This is a genomic window from Acinetobacter sp. AOR34_HL, from assembly GCF_027854795.1.
GTDB lineage: Bacteria > Pseudomonadota > Gammaproteobacteria > Pseudomonadales > Moraxellaceae > Acinetobacter > Acinetobacter junii.
The window spans coordinates 1-26,015 of sequence record NZ_JAKTID010000073.1 but is presented as its reverse complement, the minus strand read 5'-3'; the positions used below and the strand labels follow the sequence as shown (position 1 = coordinate 26,015).

General features: G+C 39.6%; 24 protein-coding genes. 6 read left to right on the top strand and 18 right to left on the bottom strand.

Going from position 1 to position 26,015, the window contains the following annotated elements; genetic code table 11:
• The first annotated feature begins 147 nt into the window (after positions 1-147).
• The 4 genes from MKL32_RS12145 (at position 148) to MKL32_RS12130 (ending at position 4,167) form a co-directional block, all read left to right on the top strand.
• Entirely contained in the window at positions 148-1,023 is an 876-nt protein-coding gene (locus tag MKL32_RS12145) for an AraC family transcriptional regulator (protein ID WP_270900600.1), read from the top strand.
• 7 nt (positions 1,024-1,030) lie between these two features.
• Positions 1,031-2,035, top strand: a complete 1,005-nt coding sequence (locus MKL32_RS12140) for an NAD(P)H-quinone oxidoreductase (protein ID WP_270900599.1) — start codon at positions 1,031-1,033, stop codon at positions 2,033-2,035.
• A gap of 106 nt (positions 2,036-2,141) precedes the next feature.
• Positions 2,142-3,020 (top strand): glyoxalase III HchA, encoded by an 879-nt coding sequence (gene hchA / locus MKL32_RS12135; RefSeq protein ID WP_270900598.1) that lies wholly within the window; start codon positions 2,142-2,144, stop codon positions 3,018-3,020.
• A gap of 145 nt (positions 3,021-3,165) precedes the next feature.
• Positions 3,166-4,167, top strand: a complete 1,002-nt coding sequence (locus MKL32_RS12130; protein ID WP_130575836.1) for a 2-dehydropantoate 2-reductase — start codon at positions 3,166-3,168, stop codon at positions 4,165-4,167.
• A 62-nt stretch (positions 4,168-4,229) separates the two neighbouring features.
• On the opposite strand, the gene MKL32_RS12125 is transcribed toward MKL32_RS12130, so the two are convergent.
• A complete protein-coding gene (locus MKL32_RS12125) occupies positions 4,230-5,105 on the bottom strand; it encodes a bile acid:sodium symporter family protein (protein WP_270900597.1) in 876 nt (291 codons plus the stop codon).
• Between the two features lie 249 nt (positions 5,106-5,354).
• Positions 5,355-6,866, bottom strand: coding sequence for an acetaldehyde dehydrogenase ExaC (exaC, locus tag MKL32_RS12120; protein ID WP_004911212.1), 1,512 nt, complete (start codon positions 6,864-6,866; stop codon positions 5,355-5,357).
• A 139-nt stretch (positions 6,867-7,005) separates the two neighbouring features.
• On the opposite strand from exaC, the gene MKL32_RS12115 reads away from it, so the two are divergent.
• Positions 7,006-8,187 (top strand): transcriptional regulator, encoded by a 1,182-nt coding sequence (locus MKL32_RS12115; protein ID WP_005402604.1) that lies wholly within the window; start codon positions 7,006-7,008, stop codon positions 8,185-8,187.
• 222 nt (positions 8,188-8,409) lie between these two features.
• Here the strand turns inward: MKL32_RS12115 and mdh are convergent, their stop codons facing one another.
• From mdh to MKL32_RS12040, 15 genes are all read right to left on the bottom strand, one after another.
• Positions 8,410-9,582 carry an iron-dependent methanol dehydrogenase gene (gene mdh / locus MKL32_RS12110; protein ID WP_004911209.1) on the bottom strand — a complete coding sequence of 391 codons (1,173 nt, stop codon included), beginning with the start codon at positions 9,580-9,582 and terminating at the stop codon, positions 8,410-8,412.
• 176 nt (positions 9,583-9,758) lie between these two features.
• The gene (locus MKL32_RS12105) at positions 9,759-11,012 is read right to left on the bottom strand and encodes an OprD family outer membrane porin (RefSeq protein WP_270900596.1); all 1,254 of its coding nucleotides are present in this window, start codon (positions 11,010-11,012) and stop codon (positions 9,759-9,761) included.
• A gap of 52 nt (positions 11,013-11,064) precedes the next feature.
• Positions 11,065-12,429: an aromatic acid/H+ symport family MFS transporter gene (locus MKL32_RS12100; RefSeq protein ID WP_262579146.1), complete on the bottom strand. Its 1,365-nt coding sequence runs from the start codon at positions 12,427-12,429 to the stop codon at positions 11,065-11,067.
• 188 nt (positions 12,430-12,617) lie between these two features.
• Positions 12,618-13,391 (bottom strand): 3-oxoadipate enol-lactonase, encoded by a 774-nt coding sequence (gene pcaD, locus MKL32_RS12095; protein WP_005402607.1) that lies wholly within the window; start codon positions 13,389-13,391, stop codon positions 12,618-12,620.
• The gene (gene pcaF / locus MKL32_RS12090) at positions 13,391-14,617 is read right to left on the bottom strand and encodes a 3-oxoadipyl-CoA thiolase (protein WP_005402608.1); all 1,227 of its coding nucleotides are present in this window, start codon (positions 14,615-14,617) and stop codon (positions 13,391-13,393) included. Before pcaF ends, pcaD begins: the two co-directional genes overlap by 1 nt.
• Before the next feature lie 411 nt (positions 14,618-15,028).
• Positions 15,029-15,682: a 3-oxoacid CoA-transferase subunit B gene (locus tag MKL32_RS12085; RefSeq protein WP_270900595.1), complete on the bottom strand. Its 654-nt coding sequence runs from the start codon at positions 15,680-15,682 to the stop codon at positions 15,029-15,031.
• A gap of 11 nt (positions 15,683-15,693) precedes the next feature.
• A complete protein-coding gene (locus tag MKL32_RS12080) occupies positions 15,694-16,380 on the bottom strand; it encodes a 3-oxoacid CoA-transferase subunit A (protein WP_087540114.1) in 687 nt (228 codons plus the stop codon).
• Between the two features lie 33 nt (positions 16,381-16,413).
• Positions 16,414-17,631, bottom strand: a complete 1,218-nt coding sequence (gene benE / locus MKL32_RS12075) for a benzoate/H(+) symporter BenE (protein ID WP_270900594.1) — start codon at positions 17,629-17,631, stop codon at positions 16,414-16,416.
• Positions 17,632-17,670: 39 nt separating this feature from the next.
• On the bottom strand, positions 17,671-18,456 hold the full coding sequence (gene benD, locus MKL32_RS12070; protein ID WP_087540111.1) for a benzoate diol dehydrogenase BenD: 786 nt from the start codon (positions 18,454-18,456) through the stop codon (positions 17,671-17,673).
• 17 nt (positions 18,457-18,473) lie between these two features.
• Positions 18,474-19,490, bottom strand: a complete 1,017-nt coding sequence (gene benC, locus MKL32_RS12065) for a benzoate 1,2-dioxygenase electron transfer component BenC (RefSeq protein WP_270900593.1) — start codon at positions 19,488-19,490, stop codon at positions 18,474-18,476.
• A 70-nt stretch (positions 19,491-19,560) separates the two neighbouring features.
• Positions 19,561-20,061 (bottom strand): benzoate 1,2-dioxygenase small subunit, encoded by a 501-nt coding sequence (gene benB / locus MKL32_RS12060; RefSeq protein ID WP_039047310.1) that lies wholly within the window; start codon positions 20,059-20,061, stop codon positions 19,561-19,563.
• Between the two features lie 11 nt (positions 20,062-20,072).
• On the bottom strand, positions 20,073-21,449 hold the full coding sequence (gene benA / locus MKL32_RS12055; RefSeq protein WP_004954312.1) for a benzoate 1,2-dioxygenase large subunit: 1,377 nt from the start codon (positions 21,447-21,449) through the stop codon (positions 20,073-20,075).
• 82 nt (positions 21,450-21,531) lie between these two features.
• The gene (gene catA, locus MKL32_RS12050; protein WP_005402612.1) at positions 21,532-22,452 is read right to left on the bottom strand and encodes a catechol 1,2-dioxygenase; all 921 of its coding nucleotides are present in this window, start codon (positions 22,450-22,452) and stop codon (positions 21,532-21,534) included.
• 143 nt (positions 22,453-22,595) lie between these two features.
• Positions 22,596-22,886: a muconolactone Delta-isomerase gene (gene catC, locus MKL32_RS12045; RefSeq protein WP_004911173.1), complete on the bottom strand. Its 291-nt coding sequence runs from the start codon at positions 22,884-22,886 to the stop codon at positions 22,596-22,598.
• Between the two features lie 12 nt (positions 22,887-22,898).
• On the bottom strand, positions 22,899-24,014 hold the full coding sequence (locus MKL32_RS12040; protein WP_005402613.1) for a muconate/chloromuconate family cycloisomerase: 1,116 nt from the start codon (positions 24,012-24,014) through the stop codon (positions 22,899-22,901).
• Positions 24,015-24,125: 111 nt separating this feature from the next.
• On the opposite strand from MKL32_RS12040, the gene MKL32_RS12035 reads away from it, so the two are divergent.
• Positions 24,126-25,058 (top strand): LysR family transcriptional regulator, encoded by a 933-nt coding sequence (locus MKL32_RS12035; protein ID WP_005402614.1) that lies wholly within the window; start codon positions 24,126-24,128, stop codon positions 25,056-25,058.
• Positions 25,059-25,283: 225 nt separating this feature from the next.
• On the opposite strand, the gene MKL32_RS12030 is transcribed toward MKL32_RS12035, so the two are convergent.
• A complete protein-coding gene (locus tag MKL32_RS12030) occupies positions 25,284-25,985 on the bottom strand; it encodes an IS1 family transposase (protein WP_262579462.1) in 702 nt (233 codons plus the stop codon).
• Positions 25,986-26,015 lie beyond the last annotated feature (30 nt).

Genomic DNA, 26,015 nt, shown 5'->3' with positions numbered 1-26,015 from the left:
GCTAGCTCATTTTTATAAATCTATATCACATGTTTAAATGAACTTCACAAAACTCTTTTTCCTATGCCTAATCCTGCATAAAACTAACATCTTTTATCTGTTTGCTATTTAATAATAAAGATCAAATTTCAAATCATCAGATGACACATGATGAATGATCAAATACTAACTGCACTCTTTCTAAAACTTGTTACTAAAGAAGGCTTCTTTGCTACGGCAATAGATGGCATCACTTTGATGCGTGTAGATCACAACACACCACCATTAGCCGTATTGCAAGAACCGACCTTAGTTTTTGTTTTACAAGGCAGTAAACGTGGTTATATCGGAAATGAAACCTATGCATTTCAGCAAGGCGAATGCCTTATCGTCTCCGTGTCTATGCCATTTGATTGTGATACGGTAGCGAGTCCTGAATTGCCTATGATTGCAGTCAGCATGAAACTAGAGGCGGATACGGTAAATGAGTTGTTGGCAAAAACATATTTTGAAGATGAGCAATTTAAACCCCTCACCACAGGCATGAGTGTAATTCAATATGATCAAACCATTTCGAATGTATTGATACGACTATTAAAAACTTTAGGTTCAGAACAAGACTGCTTGATTTTAGGTGAACAAATTAAACGAGAGTTATTGTATCGAGTGATTCAACATTCGGGTGCTGATGCTTTAACAGGATTAGTAGTTCAAGGCAATTTACGACAGATTTATAAGATTTGTGAATATATTCAACATCATTTTACAGAAAAAATAACCGTGGAAATGCTTGCTGAGCAAGCCAATATGAGTATTTCTGCGTTTCATAAAGCATTCAAACAAGTCACATTACATTCACCTTTGCAGTATCTCAAAGTCACGCGGTTGCATAAGGCAAAACAAATGTTGCAAAACGAAAACCAAAGCGTTGCTCAAGCAGCTTATGCTGTTGGTTATCAAAGCTCATCTCAATTTAGTCGAGAGTTTAAAAAGCAGTTTGGTTTTTCTCCTAATCAAACTGAAGTAAATATAGATAAGGAATGAGTAAATCATGAATCAAAATAGTAGTGAACAAATGAAATATATCGAAATTACTCAAGCTGGCGGTCCTGAAGTTCTAAAAGTTGTACAAGGTAAGAAACCTGAGATTAAAGAAGATGAAGTACTAATTGAAGTCCATGCCACAGGCATCAATCGCCCTGATATTTTGCAACGACAAGGGCTGTATCCAATGCCGAAAGGTGTAACGCAGATTCCAGGCTTGGAAGTTGCTGGCATCATTTCTCAAATCGGTTCAAAAGTAGAAAAATTTAAAGTCGGTGATAAGGTCTGTGCGCTTACCAACGGTGGAGGGTATGCAGAATACTGTGCTGTCCCTGCAAATCAAACTTTAGTGATTCCAAAAAATCTGAGTTTTATTGAAGCTGCGGCTATTCCAGAAACTTATTTCACAGTATGGGCAAATCTATTTCAAATTGGGCAGTTAAAAAAGAATGAAACCGTGTTAATTCACGGAGGAGCAAGTGGAATTGGTTCTACAGCGTTGAGCTTATGTCATGCGATGGGTATTCAGACTTTTTCCACAGTGGGAAGCGACGAAAAGGCGGAAAAATTAAGCTCGATTTCGACGGTTATTAATTACAAGAAGCAAGATTTTGAACAAGAAATCTTATCACGCACAGATCAGCAAGGTGTTGATGTGATCTTGGATATTATCGGTGCTGCTTACTTTAATCAGAATCTAAGATTGCTAAAAAGAGATGGGCGACTGGTAATTATCGGATTTATGGGCGGTCGAAAAGTAGATGGCTTTGATATTCAAGAACTCATGCTCAAACGCGCTTTGGTGACTGGCTCAACGATGCGTGCTCGCACCAATGATGAAAAAGCAAAAATTACCCAAGAATTGGAGCAGTTTGTTTGGCCACTAATCGAAACAGGTCAATGTAAACCGATTATTTATAAGACTTTTGCTTTTGAAGAGGTTGCAGCAGCACACCAATGTTTGGAAAGCAGTGAACATGTTGGAAAAGTGGTACTCGAAATTAAATCGTAATTTTGCCTAATCGTATTCAATCTATGCCTATTTATACATCAAGCTTGAGAATGATCACTTGGAAAAGCAATATGTAAATCAAACATATCCTACGAGGAATTTAAACATGACAACAAATACAGATGATCGTAACCCAACTCCAGATCTAGCTGAAGATAATGCTTTTTTTCCATCACCTTATTCTCTAAGTCAGTATACAGCTCCTAAAACTGACTATGACGGAACTACATATCCAAATCCATATCAAGGCGATAAAAAGATCCTCATGATTGCAACGGATGAACGCTATATTCTGATGCAAAATGACAAGTTCTTTTCTACAGGAAATCATCCAGTAGAAATGTTGTTACCGATGTTCCATTTGGACAATGCTGGTTTTGCCTTTGACGTTGCAACACTTTCAGGTAATCCAGTAAAACTTGAAATGTGGGCAATGCCAAAAGAAGAGAAAGTGGTTTTGGATACCTATCACAAGTACGAAAAACAACTTAAATCACCACTAAAATTGGCAGATATTTTAGATCAGGCTTTAAGCAGTGACTCACCTTATGCTGGTATTTTTATACCAGGTGGGCATGGGGTTTTAGCTAAAATTCCTGAGAGTAAAGAAGTTAAGGCTTTATTAAAATGGGCAGTGGATAATGACAAATATGTTATTACTTTATGTCATGGTCCAGCTTCATTATTGGCAGCCGCAGTTGATGAAAGCCCAAATGATTATATTTTTAAAGGCTATCAAGTCTGTGTTTTCCCTGATTCATTAGATAAAGGTGCCAATATTGATATTGGATATATGCCAGGACAATTGCCGTGGCTCGTCGGCGAAAATCTTGAAAAGCTTGGTGTGGAAATCCTAAATAAGGGAATCACAGGGCAAGTTCATCAAGATCGAAAACTGTTAACGGGTGATAGTCCCTTAGCCTCTAATAATTTGGGGAAACTTGCTGCTGAAACTTTATTAGCTGATCCAAGTCTTAACTCATAATCTTTTTTAAACTTAAAGCCCAATCTTATATTGGGCTTTTTCTTGAGAAAAATTTAAAACCTGTAAGCTAGCTGACAAATCATGTCCGCAATCTTGATTATGTTAGAAAAGTAGCAAGATATAATTAAATAGTTAGAGATCATCAATGAAAATATGTATTTATGGTGCAGGCAGTATTGGATGCTATCTTGGCGGTAGATTGGTTGCTGCTGACTATGACATAGATTTTATTGTTCGTCCTAGAGTTCAGCAAGAACTTCAAACTTACGGTTTAACTGTTTCAGATTACACAGGATTCAAGCAAACTATTTCTGTAAATCAATTACAAATGAGCATTGATCCCAATGGTGCAGCTCATGCTGATATTGTCTTTGTTTGCGTAAAATCAACATCTACTGAACAAGTAGCCCTTGAATTAAAAGATATTTTAAAGAAAAAGACCATTATTATCAGTTTTCAAAATGGCTTAAGTAATGTGGGAATTCTAAAACGAATTTTAACAGACCACACTATACTCGAAGGAATGGTACCTTTTAATGTCGCAGCTTTGGGGAATGGTCGATTCCACCAAGGAACAGATGGTGCTTTGTATGTAAAAAACCATGAGCAATTAGCTGAACTCGTGCTTGCATTTCAAGAAGCAAAGTTAGAATTTCAGTTAGAACAAGATATGCAAGCTGTGCAATGGGCAAAATTATTATTGAACTTAAATAATTCAATCAATGCGCTATCCCAACTTCCACTGAAACAAGAATTATCTATTCGAGAATATCGTCAGTGTTTGGCACTTGCTCAATTAGAAACATTAAATCTATTAAAAATAGCCAAAATCAAACCAGCAAAACTGACTCCAATTCCAGCACAATTTATTCCTAAAATTTTAAAACTACCCAATCCTATATTTAAGATTATCAGTAAGAAAATGCTCGCGATTGATCCACTTGCGCGTTCTTCGATGGCTGATGATTTAATGGTTGGAAGAAAAACTGAAATCGATTGGATTAATGGTGAGGTTGTTAATTTAGCTAGACAGTTGAATCTTACAGCACCAATTAACCAAAAATTAATTGAGCTAGTAAAACAGGCAGAATCAGAGCCGAAAGTATGGTCTGGATCAAAACTTAAAGCACAGTTAACGCAATTGTGATTCGATTATGCATAAAAAAAGCGTATAGCATCTCTATACGCTTTTTTGATAAAAATCTTAGATTAGACTGTTTTTACAGCATCTTGAGGGGCAAATTTCGTAATTAATATGCCGAATATAGTCGCGAAGATATACATGAAAATGGAATATACCGCGGCAGGTATCGCGATGGTGGTACTTGCCATAATGGTGAGAGCAATCGTCATGGCTAAAGTGCTGTTATGAATCCCGATCTCAAATGCACATGCACGTGCTTGATATGAACTAATGCCTAACATTCGTGGCACGAAATATCCAACCATTAAACTAATTGCGCAGAATAGTGCGGTTGCTAAACCAATCTGTCCCAAATAATCTACCAAGTTGCTTCGCTCTTTGATAATTGCACCTAGAATGATAATCAGCAGAAAAACCACGGCAAAGATTCGTACAGGACGATTCAGTTTTTCAGCAACATGCGGTGCATAATGACGAATGATCATTCCGATGCATACAGGCACTAAAATAATCAGAAAAACTTGTAAAACCTTAGTAAATTGCAGACCGACTTGCTGTCCTTCATTCATAAAATGCAGAATCGAGAAATTTACAATTAAGGGCAGGAACACCGCTGCGATAATAGCGTTAATGGCAGTTAACGTAATATTAAGTGCAATATCACCCTTATATAAATAGCTAAATAAATTGGCTGTTGTACCACCAGGTGAGGCAGCCAATAGCATCAAACCGACTGCTAAAAGCGGTGGTAAAGCAAGTATTTTACAAATTAAAAATGCGATACCCACTAATAAAATGAGCTGGCAGAACAAAGCAATTAAAACAGCTTTAGGGTGTTTGCTGACTCTCGCAAAGTCTTTAAGTGTTAGTTCTAGACCCATACCCGCCATAACGATGGCTAAGGCAATAGGTAAAAATATTGTGATCAATCCTGAATCCATAAACCGTGCTTTCCTAAATGAATTTTATTTTGATAAATAATTGATATCGTTTTAAAAGTGACCATCATCGTGTACAAATCAAAGATGATCTAAGTTTCGATCTAGCACTTTAAACATATATTTATTTGAAAATCTGTCAACTACACGACAACTGATATTTTTATGTGAATTTCTAATAACTAAAAAGGCAAGTACAACTCGTGTACTTGCCTTTACTTTAAACTGACTTATCGAGATAAATAAGCTTTTTTAAAAGAAACCCGCTGGTTTAGTTGAGTAGCTCACCAATAGGTTCTTGGTTTGTTGGTAATGGTCTAACATCATGCGATGGTTTTCACGACCAATACCTGATTTTTTGTAACCACCAAACGCTGCATGAGCAGGGTAAATGTGATAACAATTTGTCCATACACGACCCGCTTCTATTGCACGACCTGCACGGTATGAAGTATGTGCAGAACGTGACCAAACTCCAGCTCCTAAGCCATAAATGGTTTCATTGGCAATTTTGATTGCTTCATCAAAATCTTTGAAAGTGGTCACTGACAATACAGGTCCAAAAATTTCTTCTTGGAAAATTTGCATACTGTTGTGTCCTTTGAACACCGTCGGTTCAATATAGAAACCTTCACCAACTTCTTGACGAGCACCACCACCTACAAGTACTTCAGCACCTTCCTCGCGACCTGTGCTGATACAACGTAGAATTTTCTCTTGCTGTTCTAAGGAAGCCTGAGCGCCAACCATGGTTTCAGTATCTAATGGATGACCCAACTTAATTCGTTTAACTCGCTCGATTGCTTTTTCTAAAAACTTATCTGCGATACTTTCTTGAATTAAGGCACGAGAAGGACAAGTACATACTTCACCTTGATTCAGCGCAAACATTGCAAAGCCCTCTAGCGCTTTATCAAGATAATCATCATCTTTGTCCATCACATCTTCAAAGAAGACATTTGGTGATTTACCCCCAAGCTCCAAGGTGACTGGAATAATATTCTCAGTTGCATATTGCATGATGAGCTGACCGACTTGAGTAGAACCAGTAAATGCAATTTTAGCAATACGAGGACTAGTTGCTAATGGTCGACCCACTTCAGCACCAAAACCATTAACAACGTTGAGAACACCTGGTGGAAGTATGTCTTGGATAAGTTCTAAGACCAGTAAAATACCCACAGGTGTTTGTTCTGCTGGTTTTAAAACAATACAGTTACCCGCCGCGAGTGCTGGTGCGAGTTTCCAAGCCGCCATCAAAATCGGAAAGTTCCACGGAATGATTTGACCTACAACGCCTAAAGGCTCGTGAAAGTGGTAGGCAATCGTATCTTCATCAATCTCTGAAATTCCGCCTTCTTGAGCACGAATACATCCAGCAAAATAGCGGAAGTGATCTATCGCTAACGGGATGTCCGCGGCTAAAGTTTCACGTACTGGTTTACCATTGTCCCAAGTTTCTGCAACTGCAAGAAACTCAAGGTTTTGTTCCATACGATCCGCTATTTTTAATAAAATATTTGAACGCGTTGTAGCAGAGCTTTTATTCCATTCAGCTTTTGCTTTATGTGCTGCATCGAGAGCAAGTTCAATGTCTTCAACTGAAGAACGAGGGATCTTTGTAAACACTTTGCCATCGACAGGTGAAACATTATCGAAGTATTCTCCTCTTACAGGAGCTACCCATTGACCGCCAATAAAGTTCTCATATTGAGATTTAAATTGGACTTTTGAACCAGGTTGGTTAGGATCGATGTAACGCATATATAAATTCCTTTGCTTATAATTGATTTAACGATCTACAGCTTTGGTATAAGGTACTTTTGTACGTTATTTCTTTAGGATATAAGTGCGAAGGTTGGAGAAAGGTTGGAAACCATGATCAAGTGTGAGGGATACACAAATGTTTACAAAACAAGAGTTATTGCAACATCGTTCGTCCGTTGATCAGCTAAAAAAACAAAGTAGTCTGTCGCCACAAAATGCTGAAAAACTTGGTCAAAGTATTGCGAGTTCATGGCAGCGATCTGTTTCGTCCTCGATTCCTAAAGAACGCTTAGCAGCACCACTATTAAGTCAAAATAAAAAGAACAAAAGCAGTTTGGACCTAGCACTTGAGACCTGTTCCGATGAACTAAGTCATATTGCAGAACAATCTTCAATGGTTATCGCGGTAGGTGACGTTGGAAGTACGATTATTTGGACTGCATCTAGTAATCAAATGCAAAGTGCAGCTGAAAAAGTGCATTTTATTGCAGGTGGGCAGTGGGCTGAAGATATGGTCGGAACCAATGCTCTAGCACTTTCTTTAAAGACTCAACAATCAAGTTGTGTGTTCTCAAATGAACATTACATGGAGTCTATTCATGATTGGGTCTGCTATGCAGCACCAATTTTAGACCCGTATTCAAAACAGGTATTAGGTGTCGTTGATTTATCTACGACATGGAAAAAACACAATACACTCGGTGTATTGGCTGCTGAACGATGTGCATCTATTATTCAAACTGCTTTAATCGAACAACAGCGCCAACGTTTATATATTCGTGCCTTTGCCACGCCTCAAATTATTTTTAATCATAAATCATTGGTATTAACTCCAAGACAGGTCGAGATATTAGTTATTTTAGCCTTATGTCCAAATGGCTTAAATCTAGAAAATTTACATCAAGCATTATATGGTGAGCGTAAGGTGAGTATCGGTACGCTCAAAGCAGAAATGTCTCAACTACGGGATATTTTAGGTGGTATGTTGGGTTCTCGCCCATATCGTCTACTGGCTGATGTTGAAGCTGATTTTCTGTCAGCAGAGCAGGCTTTAGATGCAGGCTATGTCGCGTCTGCACTTCAATTATATAAAGGTGTTTTCCTCTCTAAAACTGAAAGTCCATTTTTATGTGCATGGCGTGATTGTCTTGAGTCTCGTTTAAGTGATGCGATTTTCAAAACTAAAGAAACAGACCTACTCCTTAAACATGTGGCCCATTTCCCAGAAGCAATCGATGCTGTAGAACGTCTAATGGAATTGTTCCCTAGCGAACATCCTGCACGCTTATCTTTGAGTAAGTTTAAAGACGTATATTGATTGAATATTTGAGATTAGAATTATCTAGCGTTAATTAAAAAATGAAATTTGCTTTGCCTGAAAAAGAACTCGATGTTCTCTAGAAAGATCAAAAAAATAAATAAATCATTGTTTACTTTGAATTTTAATTTATACAAAAAAGTGGGAATATAACCATTTTAATATTCCCACAAAAAAGTAAGCCAAGTCTCGGAGTTCTGGCTTACTTTTGAGAGGAAAGCGTTATAAAGCAGCTTTAAAAATTTCTACCACTTGAGCATGTGTTGCTTTACGTGGGTTGGTCAGCATACATGCATCTTTTTGAGCATTTTCAGCCATTATTGCCAAGTCTTCAGTTTTCACACCAAGTTCAGTTAATCCTGATGGGATGCCAATTGATGATGAGAGTTCACGAATCGCATCAATTGCGGCAAATGCAGCTTCTGTTTCAGTGAAACCTTCAACATTAACGCCCATTAACTCTGCAATTTTTGCATAACGATCTTGGCAAGCGATTAAATTAAATTCGCATACATGTGGTAAAAGCACCGCATTACATACGCCATGAGGAAGATTGTAGAACCCACCAAGCTGATGTGCCATTGCATGGACATAACCTAGAGATGCATTATTAAATGCCATACCCGCTAGATATTGTGCATAGCTCATTGCATCGCGTGCTTCGATATTTTCACCATTTGCTACAGCAGGGCGTAACCATTGACTGATCATAGTAATGGCTTTCTCAGCACAGGCATCTGTAATTGGATTTGCAGCAGTAGAGACATAAGCTTCGACGGCATGAGTTAATGCATCCATTCCTGTAGCTGCCGTTAAACCTGCAGGTTTTGCAACCATAAGCTTAGGGTCATCAATTGCAATCAGAGGTGTACAACGCCAGTCTACGATTGCCATTTTGACATGAGTATCTGTGTTGGTAATGATGCAGAAACGCGTCATTTCTGAGGCTGTACCTGCTGTAGTATTGATTGCAATCAAGGGAGTCATCGGAACTGTACTTTTATCAATTCCTTCATAATCACGAATATGTCCGCCGCCAGCAGTTACAAGACCAATCCCTTTCGCACAATCGTGTGATGAACCGCCACCTAATGAAACGATAAAATCACATCCATTGTCGTTGTAGGCTTTAACACCGTTGTGAACATTAATATCTGTTGGGTTAGGCTCTGCACCTGGAAAGATGTGGCTATCTACACCAGCTTCTTTCAAATATCCTGAAATAGTATCTGCTACACCAAATTTAAATAGACCTTCGTCTGTAACGATTAATGCTTTTTTTGCACCGAGATTTTGTGCTTTCGTTCCAATCTCTTTTGCACAGCCTGGACCAAAGAGAGAAACGCAAGGGATATAAAAACCGTTTGTTTGATCTGCAATATTTTTAAAAGCCATGGAGTGATTCCTTCTTCCATTTTCCATTGTTTGTTATTCAGGTGAGTTACACCTTGAACTTAGTATGGAGTGCTTAAAAAAATTTCCTACCTACCAAATACCTACCAAAATATTGTTTTAAAAATAAAAGGGATACGCTACATAAAGTTGAGTATCCCTATACAAGTTTTAAGTCTTTAGAATTTATGAGTGTAGTTTACAAACATTCGATCCTCACCAAAATCATTTCCATGCTTCACATCATAATCAATTCGAATATATTGCAATGCCAAACCTTTGAGATAGGGCTGTTGAAAAGCATAGTTCAAGATAATATTAGACTCACTTTCATGATTTTTTTTACTATCAGTCGTTTCAAAATTGTCACCATAAACATATTTTACGGCTGCATTAAAACCAGGGATATAATCTTTAAAATTATAACCATAAATAAAATGATATGACTTTTCATCTTTTTTAAAGAAACCTGTAGCATTCCAATTAATGAAATATGTTTCAGGAAGAAAACCATCTGGTAATGGATAGGCAGATTCACCAATAATTTGCTGATAGCCTAAACCGAAAGTATGGTTATTTAATTTTAATGTTTCTAACAAACCAATATTTTGTGCATCAATATTAAAATTATTTCCATCTTCTTGAGCATTAAAATATTTAAATTTCGAATTAAGCACATAATTTTTTCCTTTCAAATTATGCTCTAAACCCAAATAATGTTTATTGTATAAATCCTCCATGTTGCCATAATAATATTCTCCCTTTAAATCAGGGGAGAACTGATAGCGTAAATCAATATAATTTAAGCCATCTGAGTATTCTGTCTTTCCATTTGAAGTAAAAGAGAATTTACGAAAATCTTCTTCATTACGAGGGGATACTTTTTCAACACGACCTATTTCTGCGTAAAGTTGATCAGTTAATTGTGACTTAAGGTTTGCACCCCAATAAGATGTTAAGAGCTGACGACTGGTATCTACGGCAGTAACAGGTAAGTCTAACCAAAGCTCACCAACACTCAACAAGGTTTGGTCATAACCTAATTTTAAAGTGGCGCTGTGTTTTAAATAATCGGAAGCTTGTGATTGAGTCGCTTTATCAAATGGTAATACCGTATCAGCCACATGCTTATCTGAACTTAATCTTACAGCATATTGAACGGAAGCATCCACACCGATTGTCAAAGGTTTTTCGGCAATACTTAATGGTGTCTCAAGCATTCGTGAGTTATAAAACAAAGAGGCAGCTTGAGACCAACTTCCAGTATCCTTTAGTGCTTCATTCTCAAAATTACGATTGATGTAGGCATTTTTTAAAGTAAATTTCCATTCTTCTTTAGCGCTTACATTATCAGCCCAAAGTGAAGTTGAAATTAACCCACCTATGAGTGAAATAGAGGACAAAATAAGCTTATTACATTTAAATGTATGCATTTATTAATTTCCATTTTGAGTTGAGTTGCGCCAATCCTCGGCGCAACATTACTTATTGCTGGTTGACTGAAGCTTGTGTTTGAAGAGTTGATTTTGAACTTTCAGGTACATTGACCGAAACTTTTAGATTGACGAGGAAGATCGCAAATGCAGCAATCACACCTGGAATTGCAATTGCTAAGAAGTTCATTTGATGAGGTAGTTCAAAAGTGAGCAATGCACCTGTAAGTACAGGCCCAATGATTGCACCTATACGACCGATACCTGATGCCCAGCCCATACCTGTTGAGCGAACAGTAGTTGGATAAAATTGTGCGACGAAAGTATATAGAAGAATTTGTGAACCAATCGTTGCTGCACCTGCTAAAGCAATTAAGCTATAGAGAACAATCTGAGGACTGTTGAATCCCAATAGTATTAAGGAAGCAGCTCCGATTACAAACATTGAGGTAATGACTGGTTTTAAATGGAATCGATCTGCTAAAGCACCGCCTCCAATTGCACCAACCATACCGCCAATGTTCAATGCAAATAAGAACAGCATACTTGCGCCTAAAGAATATCCTGCTTGCAACATCAATTTAGGTAACCAACTTCCCAATGCGTACACCATTAATAGGCACATAAAGAAAGCGATCCAAAACATGAATGTACTAAATGCACGACCATCTTGGAATAATGCTCGGACAGGGGCTTCCGTATGGATATTTTCATTAAAGATGAGCTGTGTTTTTGAGTTAATCTCGGTGTTGGGATCGAGTTTTGCAATAATCTGTTCTGCTTGTTGATTATTCTTAGACTTGATGAGGAATGCTAAGGATTCTGGCAAAAATTTCCATATGATCGGTAATAATAACAATGGAATCCCTGCAATCAGGAACATGATTTGCCATCCCATATCTTTTACCAACCAAGCACCTAATAATGCTGAAGTCATACCACCAATAGCATAGCCGCTAAACATAATTGCGACTAAAGTACTTCGAATTTTTTTAGGTGCATATTCCGTCATTAATGCAACAACGTTTGGCATTACGCCACCTATACCTAATCCTGCTATGAATCTTAAAATTGCAAATTCAACGGGATTGGTTGCAAAAGCCCCTAGAAATGTAAAACCACTAAATAAAGTGACACAGATCATGATGGTTTTCTTTCTTCCTAAACGATCTGATAATGTGCCGAATATCATTGCACCAAACATCATTCCAAATAGGGCAGCACTTGCTAATAATCCTGCTTGTACAGCCGTTAATGACCATTGCTGCATTAATAATGGTAATGCAACACCGTAAATAACCAAATCATAGCCGTCGAAAATAATAATTAGTAAGCACCAAACTAAAACCTTCCAATGAAATAAACTAAATTTGGCATTATCAATTGTTTCATTGATATTGACTTTTTCCATATACATCCTTCACCTCCAATTTGTGAAGCTTTGTTTTATTAATGTTTAAACTATTTTGTTATGGGGATTCAGTCAAAAACTAAATTGATATATCTTTATGTCTTTAAGGTATTGAATTTACTATTTTCTATCTAAATTTTAGACGACAAAAAGCAGAGTATTTTATACTCTGCTTTTTTATAACAATAGGTATATTAAATAAATTGATTTATATACTGATTAAACTCAACAGGTGCTTCAACGTTTGAAATATGTGAAGCATTAATTTCAACCAACTGAGCCTTTGGTATGTGTTGCAACATCCATTCAGCATCTGTAACAGTGGTCACTGGATCATGAATTCCTGCAATAATTAAAACAGGTATCGTGATTTGTTTTAGTTCATCACGAAGATCCGCTTTAGCCAAAGCCTCACAACAATTGGCATAGCCCAGTGCACTGCCAGCACTTAAGTCGTTACATAGGTGGCTGACAACTGAAGGATGACTTTGGATAAAGGGATCGGTAAACCAACGAGATGCTGCGGTTGCAGCAATTGGTTCTAAACCTTGCTTTCGTACCAGTTCGGCACGATCTTGCCATGCTTGTTCCTGTCCAATCTTCGCTGCGGTATTGGCAATAATCACATGACTAAAACGCGATGGATAATGAATCGCTAACGATTGTCCAGTTAGACCGCCCATTGAAATTCCACAAAAGGCAGCTTTTTCAATCTTCAAATGATCAAGTAAAGCAATCACATCTTCACCTAACTGCTGCAACGTGTAAGGACCAGTTGGGGTAGAAGATGAACCATGACCACGAGTGTCATAACAAATCACAAAAAAGCGATCTTTAAAAAAATTAAACTGCTGTTGCCACATCCCAAAATTCGTACCTAGGGAATTGGAGAACACCAGAGCAGGGGCATTTGCATCACCAAAGGTCTGATAATGAATCATGACATCTGCGGATTGGAACATCGGCATTACTGTTCTCCTGTATCTAGATCAACACGCTGAATAATCAAAGCAATCCCTTGACCCACACCGATACACATCGAACACAAAGCATATTGTCCCTTGATCTGTTCAAGTTGGTTCAGCGCGGTCGTTACCAATCTCGCACCCGATGCACCGAGTGGATGACCTAAAGCGATTGCTCCACCATTTGGATTGATACGCGCATCATCATCTGCCAAACCTAAATCACGAGTCACCGCTAGAGCTTGAGCTGCAAAGGCTTCGTTTAACTCAATCACATCCATTTGTTCTAAAGTCAGATTGGCTTGTTTGAGTAACTTTTTGATTGCAGGCGCAGGGGCAAAACCCATAATGCGGGGTTCAACACCCACCGTAGTGGCGGCAATGATTTTGGCACGTGGTTTAAGTTGATATTGAGCAACCGCATCATCTGAGGCAATCAATAGTGCTGCTGCACCATCGTTAATACCTGAAGCGTTACCCGCAGTGACTGTGCCATCTGCTTTCACCACACCTTTGAGTTTCGTCAATGCTTCAATCGTGGTCGATGCACGTGGGTGTTCATCGGTATCGATAACGACTGCATCACCTTTACGTTGTGGGATCGTGACAGCAACGATTTCGTGTTTAAAAAAGCCTTTGGCTTGCGCTGCTGCTGTACGTTGTTGGCTCACCAAGGCAAACTGGTCTTGATTGATCCGATTAATCTTAAATTGTTCTGCCACGTTCTCTGCAGTCTGTGGCATGGTGTCTACACCATACATTTCTTTGAGCTTTGGATTAATAAAACGCCAACCCATGGTGGTGTCTTCAATCTTTTGACTACGACCAAAAGCACTGTCCGATTTACCCATCACATAGGGTGCACGGCTCATGCTCTCGACACCACCCGCAATGATGAGATTTGCTTCGCCTGCTTTAATCGCACGTGCAGCCATGGCAATCGCATCTAAAGATGAACCACATAAACGGTTCACTGTGGTTGCAGGGACTTGATAAGGCAAGCCAGCCAATAATGCGGACATACGCCCCACATTACGGTTGTCTTCACCCGCTTGATTGGCACAGCCGTAAATCACATCATCCACCTGTTGCCAATCGACCGTTGGATTACGTTGCATTAAGGCTTGAATTGGAACTGCACCAAGGTCATCTGCACGTACAGGGGCTAAACCACCTGCATAACGTCCAAAGGGGGTACGAATGGCATCAATGATGTATGCATTTTTCATAGTCTTACGCTTCCATATTTCAATCTGTTGGGACCACTGCCACAAATTACGGGTTCAGTCATACTTCCTTTGCGTAGGCAATGCCTCACTTTTGACAGGGCAAAAGTGACAAAACCAATTGTTGAACAGAGGAGACTTCCTTGCCTCCCTGTCCAACGGGCGACATCCATGTCGCCTGTCACGATAGTTAAGTACGGGAAAAAATCTAAATATAAGTGAGTAAAAAACTGCATTTAAATCATTCCAATCAGTATTTCGCGGTGGCGACATGGATGTCGCCTCGTTACTCAGCACAACACGGATGTTGTGTCTGAGTAACAAAGGATTTTTGTTACTTTTTATCGTTAAAAAGTAAGATGCCGCCTATACAAAAAGCTTTTGCTTTAACCCGTAATTAGTTGCTGGTAAACATTAACCCTGTGTCGCATTAATCAACTGAGCACCCGTCAAAGCCTGTAGTTCTTCAAAACTCAGACCATCCACTTTCTCAATCACTTTTAAACCTTCTGTGGTCACATCAATCACACACAGATCGGTATAGATACGATCAACACATTTCAGACCTGTTGCAGGATAAGACAGCTCTTCAACAATCTTCGGTTCACCTTGTTTGGTGACATGATCGGTGGTGATAAACACTTTCTTTGCACCTACAGCCAAATCCATTGCACCACCCACAGCAGGAATCGCATCAGCTGCACCTGTATGCCAATTGGCAAGATCACCGTTGGCTGCGACTTGGAATGCACCCAGTACTGCAATATCTAAATGACCCCCACGCATCATGGCAAAGGAATCCCCGTGATGGAAAAAGCATCCCCCTGTGAGCATGGTCACATACTCTTTGCCTGCATTAATCAGCTCAGGATCTTCTTCGCCTGTGGCTGGTGGTGGGCCAAATGCCAATAAACCATTTTCAGAATGCAGAAAAACATCTTTATCCGCAGGTAAGTAATTTGAAATCTTAGTGGGTAAGCCAATACCTAAATTGACATAGGCACCATCAGGAATATCTTGTGCAACACGTTCTGCAATTTGGTCACGGCTGAGTTTTTGATAGCTCATTGTTATTCTCCTTATTGTGCAGCGACAGGTGATGTTGCTTTAACAGCAACCACATGCTGAACAAAAATCCCTGGGGTAATAATGTGTTCAGGATCAAGCTGACCGAGTTCTACTACTTCAGAAACTTGAGCGATGGTGACATCTGCAGCCATGGCCATGATCGGTCCAAAGTTACGTGCCGATTTATTAAAAACTAAATTGCCCCAACGATCGCCTTTGTGAGCTTTGATTAAGGCAAAGTCAGCTTTGATTGGATATTCCAATACATAGTCTTTGCCATCGATATGACGGGTTTCTTTGCCTTCTGCCAATAATGTTCCGAAGCCAGTTGGGGTGAATACTGCCCCTAAACCCATCCCAGCAGCTTGGATACGGCAAGCGAGATTACCTTGTGGGACGAGTTCTAATTCGATCTTGCCTGCATGGTAGAGTTCATCGAACACCCATGAATCCGCCTGACGAGGGAAAGAGCAGATGATTTTACGGACTGCACCTGTTTTTAGGAGTTTGGCAAGACCATAATCGCCATTGCCTGCATTGTTATTGACGATGACAAGGTCTTTAACCCCGAGTTCAATCAGAGCATCGATGAGTTCAGCAGGTTGTCCTGCAGTTCCAAAACCACCAATCATAATGGTTGAGCCATCTTGGATTTGGGAGAGTGCTTCAACCAGTGAAGCTTGTGATTTGTCGATCATAATAAATTCATCCTACAATCAAGTCTTGCTGATCTATTTTTCAGAAGATGACTGGGTCATCACAGTATTTGGGTGGGCGTGAGGATTTAAAAGAATCTGGGCGATAACACCGATACAGATGCCCCAAAAAACTGAGCTAAGTCCAAGAAAGTGCATTCCTGAAACCGTTGCAAGAAATGTGATTAATGCTGCATCGCGCTGATGATCATCTTTCATCGCAATCATGACATTTGTCCCAATCGCCCCAAGCAGAGCTAATCCTGCTAAAGCTGCGATGAGTTCTTTGGGAAGAAGGCTAAAGAGCATGACAATACTGCCAGCAAATAAGCCACCTAAAATATAGAAAATACCATTGGCAACACCTGCGATATAACGCTTCTCTTTGAGTTCATGAGCATCTTTACCCATACATAGAGCAGCAGTAATTGCAGCAAGTACAATCGTAATTCCACCTACACATGCGACTGCGAGTGAAGCGATGCTTGATGCTGTAATAATCGGTTTAGCAGGGGTGTCATAGCCACTCAGTTTCATAATTGCCATACCTGGCAAAAACTGTCCTGTCAGACTCACATGAATTAAAGGTAAAGCCAAGTTAAATGTAGAGTGCCAAGTCCATTCTGGATAAATGAAATGAGGAATAGCAAAACTAAACTGCATTTCAACAGGATTCATTTTTCCCCAAATTAAGCTGAGTGAAACACCACACAACAAAACCCACAGCATGGTATAACGAGGTGAATATCGTTTTGCTAATAAATAACAAAGCAACATGCTGAAAACGATCAAAGGCATGGAATCCGTTGCTACAAATAATCCGAGCCCAAATTGAAATAAAATTCCTGCCATCATGCCTGCTGCGATTCCTTGAGGAATCCATTTCAGCAATTTGTCAAAATATCCTGTCGCTCCAACTATAAAAATGACAATCGCTGAAGTGATATAAGCTGCAACAACTTCATTCAAAGAGATATTTGGAAACAGTGAAACCAATAATGCCGTACCAGGAGCTGACCATGCTGTGATGACAGGGGTTTTATAACGAATTGAAAGATAAATTCCAGCAACAGCAGCACCAATTGATATGCCCCAAATCCATGAAATCATCATTTCTGTTGAGATATTGGCTTTTTGTGCTGCTTGGAAAAAGATAATAAGCGGACCAGAATATGAAATCAGAACCGCTAAAAATCCTGCAATAGTTGCTGAAATAGACCAATCATTTTTTAAACTCGTCAACAGGTTAGTCATAGCGCCTCCTTGCAAGATTTCCTGCTGTTTAGATCAGAATTAACCCTGATCACCACCACCAACTGCAATTACACTGCCAGTCATATAAGACGACTCTTCAGATGCTAGAAAAAGAATGGCATTTACCTGTTCATCGATAGTTCCATATCGTCCCATCAGACTTCTTTCTTTGGTTTGATCTACAACCTGTTGCATCCAAACTTTTTCATCTTCGCTAAGTGGAGTTGAATTACGAGGTACTTTACGTGGTGGAGCGTCTGTTCCACCCGTAGCAATCGCATTCACTCTGATGCCATTTTTGGCATGTTCAAAAGCCAAAGATGCGGTAAGTGCATTTACACCGCCTTTAGCTGCCGAATATGGAATACGATTGATACCACGGGTAGCGATAGACGATACGTTGACGATGACCCCATATTGATGCTTCAACATTTCAGGTAGAACTGCACGACAACACCATAAAGTTGGAAACAGAGAACGATTGATTTCCTTGATAATTTGCTCTTCGCTAAATTCATCAAAGGGTTTCATCCAGATCGCACCGCCAACATTATTGATGAGTACATCTACTCGGCCAAATTCCTGAATCGCTTTGTCTACAACAGCTTGGGCACCATCATAGCGCTCTAAATCAGCTTGTACTGTGATTGCATGACCACCTGTGCTACGGATTTCTGAAGCAACTTCATCGACCAACTCTGAACGATCGGCTAAAACCACATATCCATTTTCAGCGGCTACCCGAATTGCAACGCTACGTCCAATCCCTTGAGCAGCACCCGTTACGATGACGATTTTGTTCTTAAATCTATCTTGAAATATCATGCTGATCTCCGATTTGATTAATTTGCAGAAAATTTTTCAAATAAGAAATTGGCAGGTTTAATTCCTTCTTGATCTAACCAACTACGAACAGCTTCAACCATTGGTACTGGCCCACAGAGGTATACGTCAACATCACCATTGTTAAGCCAATCATTTTCAATATGACCTGTTACATAGCCTTTGCGCTCATGTTGACTTTCAGGATGTGCAACAACCGTTCGATATTCAAACCAAGGATACTTACTTTGCAATTCATCTAACTTTTCTATTGCGACAAGATCAAAGTCATTTGTCACACCGAAAACTAAACGAATAGGGTGATCTGAACCCTTTTCTTCAAGTACTTGAAGCATTGACATAAAAGGGGCAATACCAGTTCCACCTGCGAGCATCAAAACGGGTTTAGTGACAGGACGTAAATAGAAGCTTCCAAATGGACCTGTGAAGTGCATTTTGTCACCAGCTTTTGCATTCTTACTCAAAAATTCGCTCATTTGACCATTTGGGACATTACGCACCACAAAACCCGTTAAACGATTGCCTGGTTTTGAACTAAATGAATATGAACGTGTTTCAGATGTTCCTGGAATACCGACATTTACATATTGACCAGCTAAGAAGTGAATTTCAGGTTGACCATCATTTAGTTGAATATCAAATGTAATCGTTGAGTCAGATAGGTTTTCGACACGTGATAAAGTGCCTTGAAAGCTATGAATTTCAGTCTTACAAACATCAGATGATGCTTGAATTTGGAAAACTGCATCCGAAGTAGGACGACACTGGCAAGCAAGTATGTAGCCTTGTTCAGCTTCTTCAGGTGTTAAAGCATCTTCGATATAAGTTTCTTCTGGCATGTTATAACTACCAGATTCACAGAATGCACGACATGTACCACATGCACCATCTCGGCAATCCAAAGGGATATTGATCTTCTGACGATAGGCTGCGTCAGATAAAGTTTCACCTTGTGTAACTGTAATAAAACGGGTCACACCATCTTCAAATTGAAGTGCTACATTATGGTTAGACATGGCAATCATCCTATTTAAAAATTTTGATCTCGCTTACCCAACCAAAATTCCATTTGGCTGGGCTTACTGGTTAGAGATGATAGATATCAATCACTTGATTGATATAATCGTTCTTTAACACCACATATTTGCTGATGATTTTTGGTTGTTCGTTAGAAAAATCGATCACATAACGAGACATACCAAAATAGCTGTAGTTGGTTTTGTAGCGAAAACTCAATGTGTTCCAATTAAACCGAACAGTGACTTTGTCTCCATCACGTTCGAGCACCTCAATATTGCTAATATTGTGGCTGGTCCGTGTATCTGGCATCGTTGCTGATGAACGTTCTGTTTTGATACGAAATACACGATCTTCTAAACCTTGACGGTTTGGGTAATAAATCAGTGAAATTTCAGACTGTGGATCTTCAGTTAACTGATCGTCGTCATCCCATGCAGGCATCCAAAAAGAAGCCTCTGGTGAATAACAACTTAACCATTCATCCCATTGTTCATCGTCTAGAAAACGTGCTTCACGATAAAGAAACTGAGCAATATTTTCTAAAGTTGCTTGAGTTGTTGTGTTCATTTGGCATCTTCCTAAATTTGGCTTTCAGCTAACTTTTTCTCAGTTGCGATAGCATTCTTCATCGACTTTAACCAATACTGATGCTGAGCTAGATATAAGCCTTCATCTTCAGTTTTGATGCCACTTAATTTAGGTTTTAAACCAATTTCATTTGCTGCATCATCGGGTCCATGTATCCAATGTTTTGAACCACGGCACATATCATTCCATTCCAGCTCTAAGCCTGCATAACCTGCTTGGCATGCGCGGAACTCTTCCAAATCATCAGGTGTCGCCATTCCAGAAGCATTAAAGAAATCTTCATATTGACGAATACGACGAGCACGCGCTTCAGGCTCTTCACCAACTGGTGCGATACAGTAAATGGTCACTTCGGTCTTATTGACGCTGAGTGGGCGAAGCACACGAATCTGTGAACCGAACTGATCCATCAAATAAACATTTGGGTAAAGACATAAATTTCGCGAACGCTCAATCATCCATTTAGACATTGCAGCACCAAATTTCTCGGTGTATTCATCTGCTTTTGGATAGTTTGGACGATCTTCTGGATTTGCCCACTGAGTCCACAACAACATATGACCATGCTCGAAACCATATGATCCACCGCCTTGTTTACCCCAAGAACCAGCGCTCATTGCACGGATGTTATCTCCAGCTTCAGTTTCTTTACGATGTTGTGTAGTAGCTGCATAGTTCCAATGCACGGCAGATACGTGATAACCATCAGCACCATTTTCAGCGGTGAGCTTCCAGTTACCCTCATAGGTATAGGTTGAAGAGCCGCGTAATACTTCTAAACCTTGTTCTGATTGACCAACGATCATGTCAATAATCTTAGTTGTTTCCCCAAGAAACTCTTTCAAAGAGGGAACATCAGGATTCAAACTACCGAATAAGAAACCTTTATAACTTTCAAACTTCGCAACTTTCTTTAAATCGTGTGAGCCATCTTGGTTAAAACAGTCAGAATAACCCGCATCGGTAGGGTCTTTAACTTTGAGCAATTTACCTGAGTTGTTAAATGTCCAACCATGGAAAGGGCACGTATAAGTCGCTTTATTGCCACGTTTATGGCGACAGAGTTGTGCACCACGATGTGAACAAGCATTAATCATGGCATTTAATTCGCCATTACGATTGCGAGCAATAATGATTGGTTGACGACCAATATAAGTCGTATAAAAGTCATTATTTTTTGGAATTTGACTTTCGTGAGCTAGATAGACCCAATTGCCTTCAAAAATATATTTCATTTCAAGATCAAACATCGCTTGATCTGTGAATACTGAACGATGAAGTTTGTATTCACCTGTTTCTTCATTATCAACAAGCAATTCATCAATTCGATCAAGATGCGTCGTGTTGATTACTGGAATTTTTGGCATGTCCGTTCTCCGACTTTCCTAAGGAGGAAGCCCCGAGTTATTTGATTAAATTTCAATAACTCGGTTCCTAAATTACGCTTGCTTATGCAGATGCACGACGACGATCAACTTCAGTAGAAGGTGCAGAAGCCGCTTCTTTAACTAATTCGATGTTGAAAGTGATGTGTTTGAATGGTTTATCTAAACCACGACGTTGAATTTCAGCCTCATCAGTGACATCGACAGCAGTCGCTACAAGACCATCACGTGTTGCAAAAGCAAAGTCATCCCACAGGTACTTGTCGCCTTCGATATTGAACTGTGTCGTTAACTTACGGAAACCCGGTGCAGAAACAAAATAATGAACATGCGAAGGGCGGTTACCATGACGACCTAACTTATTCAGAACAAACTGAGTCGTTCCTTCAGGTGGGCAACCATAACCTACAGGCATGGTGGTCAAAGCCACATATTTACCGTTCACATCAGAAAGAATGGTGCGACGTAAATTGAAATCAGATTGAGACTTATCAAAGAAAGAATAGTTCCCCAAACTATTCGCATGCCACATTTCAACTTTGGCACCTTCGATGATATTGCCGTCTGTATCCATCACTGTACCTTCGATAATTAAAGTATCGATTTTGTCTGATTCAGAACCATCGTCCATACGGGCGAAACCTACAGACTCAGGTGCACCCGCAACATACAGTGGGCCTTCAATCGTACGTGGCGTACCACCAGAAACACCTGCTTTGGCATCGGCTTCATCAGCACGCAAATCTAAATAATGCTCTAGACCTAAGCCCGCAGCGAGTAAGCCCAATTCATTGGCTTGAGCTGCATCTGTAAAATATTCTAGACCTTTCCACACTTCTGAAGCTTGGATATCCAAATCCTCAATTGCTTGGAATAAATCTCCCAATAAACGTACCACGATGCTTTGAACACGTTGATCGACTGCACCTGTAGCAGTATCAACATTCATTTTTTTCACTAATGCATCAATATCCTGACGATTCATATGATTTCTCCTTAACTATGCATCTCGCGTAGGTGGTGGGGAAACGGAGAGTCATTCAATCCGTTATGCCGTACCACTGTCCTTATCTCTACGACACTCTGAGCATGTGATGACGCTGTCGAGTGACGATGGGGTGTTGTGAATTAACGATCATCCTCACGGATCGAAGAGGGATGACGATTCAATGCCATCACTTCAATGTCCATGTAGGGGTACAAGGGCAAGCCCTGTAAAATGTTGTGTAGCTCTTCGTTGCTTTCGACATCAAAAATACTGATGTTTGAATACTGTCCTGTAATCCGCCAAATATGACGCCACTTACCTTGACGCTGTAGATCTTGCGAATAAGCTTTCTCAACCGCTTTAATCTGATTGGCTTGTTCAGCAGGCATCTCCACAGGAAGATGCACATCCATACGAACCTGAAATAACATGTGCTTTCTCCCTTAAGCCTTACGACGCAACTGCTCGATTTTGTCTTCGTCAATATCGATGCCTAGACCTGCAGTATTTGGCACCACCAATTCAAAATTTTCATAACGCAATGGTGTTTTTAAAATGTCTTTAGTCAGTAAGAGAGGACCAAATAACTCTGTACCAAAGGCAAGGCTGTCAAAAGTACTAAAGGCATGCGCCGAAGCGATGCTGCCGATTGGACCTTCCAACATAGTGCCGCCATACAGATCAATTCCCGCCAACTTAGCGATTTTGGCCACTTCACAAGCCTCGATCAGACCACCTGATTGCTCAACTTTCACAGCAAAAACATCTGCCGCATGCTGCTTCGCTAAACGATAAGCACTGTCAGGACCTGTCAAAGCTTCATCTGCCATAATGGCCACATCAAAACGTTGAGTGAGGCGAGCCAACACTTGAGTTTGTTCAATCGCACAAGGCTGTTCGATCAAATCAATGCCGCCATCCTGCAACTGTTGAATACCTTGGATACATTCCAATTCTGACCAAGCACGATTTACATCAACACGAATACTGATTTCAGGTCCTAAAGCTTTTTTGATGGCAATCACATGATCAACATCGTGTTGCACAGGATTGGAACCGATTTTTAACTTGAAAATATTGTGGCGTTTGAGCTCAATCATTTTCTGTGCTTCAGCGATGTCTTTTTCAGTATCACCCGAAGCCAAAGTCCAAAGCACAGGGAGACGATCACGAAGACGACCACCCAATACTTCGCTTAGTGGCAAATTGAGTTGTTTCGCTTGAATATCCAAGAGCGCAGTTTGAATGGCACATTTTGCAAAGCGATTGCCATTGATACTTTTACGAATCAATTTGAGTGTTTGAGCCACATTTATTGAAGATTTGATCGACAATAAGAGCGGGGCAAAATAAGTATCGATATTTGCTTTGACACTTTCAGGGCTTTCTTCACCATAATTAAGTCCACCAATCGTGGTCGCTTCACCCCAACCCACAAGACCATCCGTTGTTGTGATTTTGACCAATACCAAGGTTTGGGTTTGCATGGTCGTCACAGATAGCTTATGTGGACGTATCGTTGGGATATCGACTAATATGGTTTCGATTGTTTTGTACATTTCACACCATCACTGGTTCTTTATGCTCTTCCTATACCTTAAAAGAATGATTAAACTGTGTCTAAGACTGAATATGTATTTTTTTATACCTATTAGGTATGGAGATAAGGAATGGAACTCAGATATTTACGCTATTTTGTCGCAGTGGTGGAAGAGCAAAGCTTTACCAAAGCAGCAGAACGGCTGTTCATCGCACAGCCACCTTTAAGTCGGCAAATTCAAAACCTTGAAAATGAACTAGGTGTGCAGCTTTTTGAACGAGGAAGTAGACCACTTCAAACCACAACCGCAGGTCAATTTTTGTACCAACATGCCTTAAAACTTTTGTCTAATGCGGAAGAAGTTAAGAGTATGACGAAGCGGATTGGTTTGATTGAGCGAACCTTAACCATTGGTTTTGTAGGCTCATTATTATTTGGTTTATTACCTAGAATTATTTATCTCTACCGCCAACAACACCCACATTTAAATATTCAGTTGATAGAACTCAGTACCACTGAGCAACTTCAAGCACTCAAAGAAGGGCGAATAGATGTTGGGTTTGGTCGATTGAGAATCAGCGATCCTGCTGTAAAAAGAGTACTTTTGCGCAAAGAAAGACTAGTTGTTGCAGCCCATTCAAGTCATCCAATTGCTCAACGCGTCGAGGGAGTGCATTTAGCAGATTTGGTTGATGAAAAATTATTTGTTTATCCAAATACACCAAAACCTAATTTTTCAAGCCAACTTTTAAATATTTTTGCTGAGCATAGTTTGGTGCCGAAAAATGTCCGTGAATTACGAGAAATTCAATTGGCTTTAGGTTTGGTAGCTGCTGGAGAAGGCTTATGTGTCATTCCTGCTAGTGCCGATACCATTCGATTCCCACATTTACTTTATATTCCAATCCTAGATAGTGGTGCAGTCAGTCCGATTTTTATTACAGCAAGAGCCATGGATAACAGTGAAGATATCCAGTCTTTATACGATACGATTTATCAGGTTTATGATTTAGAAGGGATAGAATACAAGAGAACGACTTTTCAATGGGCTCAAACAGAATAGCCACATATTTAAAGATACTTACTTGTGGTAAGTGTCTTTATTTGAGTTATAAATAATGAATCTATTTCATATGGATAGATTCATATAAATCATTTGGTAGTAACCAAACGATCTAGTAACTTCAAAATAATTATAAATATGTAGGTCACTTCAAGTTAAATAAAACTTGAGAAAAGGATTTCAGAGATTATAAAAATGGGTGGTGTTTCAAAAAGTATGCTGGCGTTAAACAAATCCGTTATTAAGGTAAAAGAAAGTCAAATCAAAGGCTTTAAAATGATTTTCGAGCTTTTTAGAAAAGTTGCAACTTCTCCTAAATCCACGCCTGATTCGATGACGAATTCTACAGTTGTTACCTTCAATACCGACGGTAAAAAACTTACCGATCACTTGCTTGCAACATTGAAATGCTGTGATAAAACTATCCCAGGGATCACTCGCAATTCGAGCATATTGAACCCCAAGCTTTTTAAGTCTAGCTTTAAGACGTTGAACCGTTGCTAAATCCCGCTTACCCCAAACATAAGCAACAATTTCTCCAGATTCTCGATGGTAGGCATAAATAAGCCATTGTTTATTTTTCTTATTCCCTACAAAAGTCCAGAGTTCATCGACTTCAAGACATTCGTAGTTGCTTTGTTTAGGCTGAATCTGATAGATCGATTCACTTAAGGTTCGTAATACCTTGCCAATGCTGATACGCTCGACTTCAGCAATATCTCTTACACCGTTTCCTCTGACCATTAAATGTAATATCTTGCCGGTAATACCTGAGTTACACCCTTGATAGCTTAATGCATGATCACCAATAAACTGACGTTTGCAATCTTTGCATTGATGGTTTTGTTTCCCATCTACTTTGATGCCATTTCTCTTTATATTGTTACTTAGACAGGTAGGACATTTGATTTGTAGCGTTATTTTCATACCTCTATTTTATCAAAAGCCATATTGTTT

Excerpts from the sequence above, each read along its gene's own strand:
- MKL32_RS12145 (WP_270900600.1), top strand. The coding sequence starts at position 148 with ATGATGAATGATCAAATACTAACTGCACTCTTTCTAAAACTTGTTACT.
- MKL32_RS12140 (WP_270900599.1), top strand. The coding sequence starts at position 1,031 with ATGAATCAAAATAGTAGTGAACAAATGAAATATATCGAAATTACTCAA.
- hchA (WP_270900598.1), top strand. The coding sequence starts at position 2,142 with ATGACAACAAATACAGATGATCGTAACCCAACTCCAGATCTAGCTGAA.
- MKL32_RS12130 (WP_130575836.1), top strand. The coding sequence starts at position 3,166 with ATGAAAATATGTATTTATGGTGCAGGCAGTATTGGATGCTATCTTGGC.
- MKL32_RS12125 (WP_270900597.1), bottom strand. The coding sequence starts at position 5,105 with ATGGATTCAGGATTGATCACAATATTTTTACCTATTGCCTTAGCCATC.
- exaC (WP_004911212.1), bottom strand. The coding sequence starts at position 6,866 with ATGCGTTACATCGATCCTAACCAACCTGGTTCAAAAGTCCAATTTAAA.
- MKL32_RS12115 (WP_005402604.1), top strand. The coding sequence starts at position 7,006 with ATGTTTACAAAACAAGAGTTATTGCAACATCGTTCGTCCGTTGATCAG.
- mdh (WP_004911209.1), bottom strand. The coding sequence starts at position 9,582 with ATGGCTTTTAAAAATATTGCAGATCAAACAAACGGTTTTTATATCCCT.
- MKL32_RS12105 (WP_270900596.1), bottom strand. The coding sequence starts at position 11,012 with ATGCATACATTTAAATGTAATAAGCTTATTTTGTCCTCTATTTCACTC.
- MKL32_RS12100 (WP_262579146.1), bottom strand. The coding sequence starts at position 12,429 with ATGTATATGGAAAAAGTCAATATCAATGAAACAATTGATAATGCCAAA.
- pcaD (WP_005402607.1), bottom strand. The coding sequence starts at position 13,391 with ATGCCGATGTTCCAATCCGCAGATGTCATGATTCATTATCAGACCTTT.
- pcaF (WP_005402608.1), bottom strand. The coding sequence starts at position 14,617 with ATGAAAAATGCATACATCATTGATGCCATTCGTACCCCCTTTGGACGT.
- MKL32_RS12085 (WP_270900595.1), bottom strand. The coding sequence starts at position 15,682 with ATGAGCTATCAAAAACTCAGCCGTGACCAAATTGCAGAACGTGTTGCA.
- MKL32_RS12080 (WP_087540114.1), bottom strand. The coding sequence starts at position 16,380 with ATGATCGACAAATCACAAGCTTCACTGGTTGAAGCACTCTCCCAAATC.
- benE (WP_270900594.1), bottom strand. The coding sequence starts at position 17,631 with ATGACTAACCTGTTGACGAGTTTAAAAAATGATTGGTCTATTTCAGCA.
- benD (WP_087540111.1), bottom strand. The coding sequence starts at position 18,456 with ATGATATTTCAAGATAGATTTAAGAACAAAATCGTCATCGTAACGGGT.
- benC (WP_270900593.1), bottom strand. The coding sequence starts at position 19,490 with ATGTCTAACCATAATGTAGCACTTCAATTTGAAGATGGTGTGACCCGT.
- benB (WP_039047310.1), bottom strand. The coding sequence starts at position 20,061 with ATGAACACAACAACTCAAGCAACTTTAGAAAATATTGCTCAGTTTCTT.
- benA (WP_004954312.1), bottom strand. The coding sequence starts at position 21,449 with ATGCCAAAAATTCCAGTAATCAACACGACGCATCTTGATCGAATTGAT.
- catA (WP_005402612.1), bottom strand. The coding sequence starts at position 22,452 with ATGAATCGTCAGGATATTGATGCATTAGTGAAAAAAATGAATGTTGAT.
- catC (WP_004911173.1), bottom strand. The coding sequence starts at position 22,886 with ATGTTATTTCAGGTTCGTATGGATGTGCATCTTCCTGTGGAGATGCCT.
- MKL32_RS12040 (WP_005402613.1), bottom strand. The coding sequence starts at position 24,014 with ATGTACAAAACAATCGAAACCATATTAGTCGATATCCCAACGATACGT.
- MKL32_RS12035 (WP_005402614.1), top strand. The coding sequence starts at position 24,126 with ATGGAACTCAGATATTTACGCTATTTTGTCGCAGTGGTGGAAGAGCAA.
- MKL32_RS12030 (WP_262579462.1), bottom strand. The coding sequence starts at position 25,985 with ATGAAAATAACGCTACAAATCAAATGTCCTACCTGTCTAAGTAACAAT.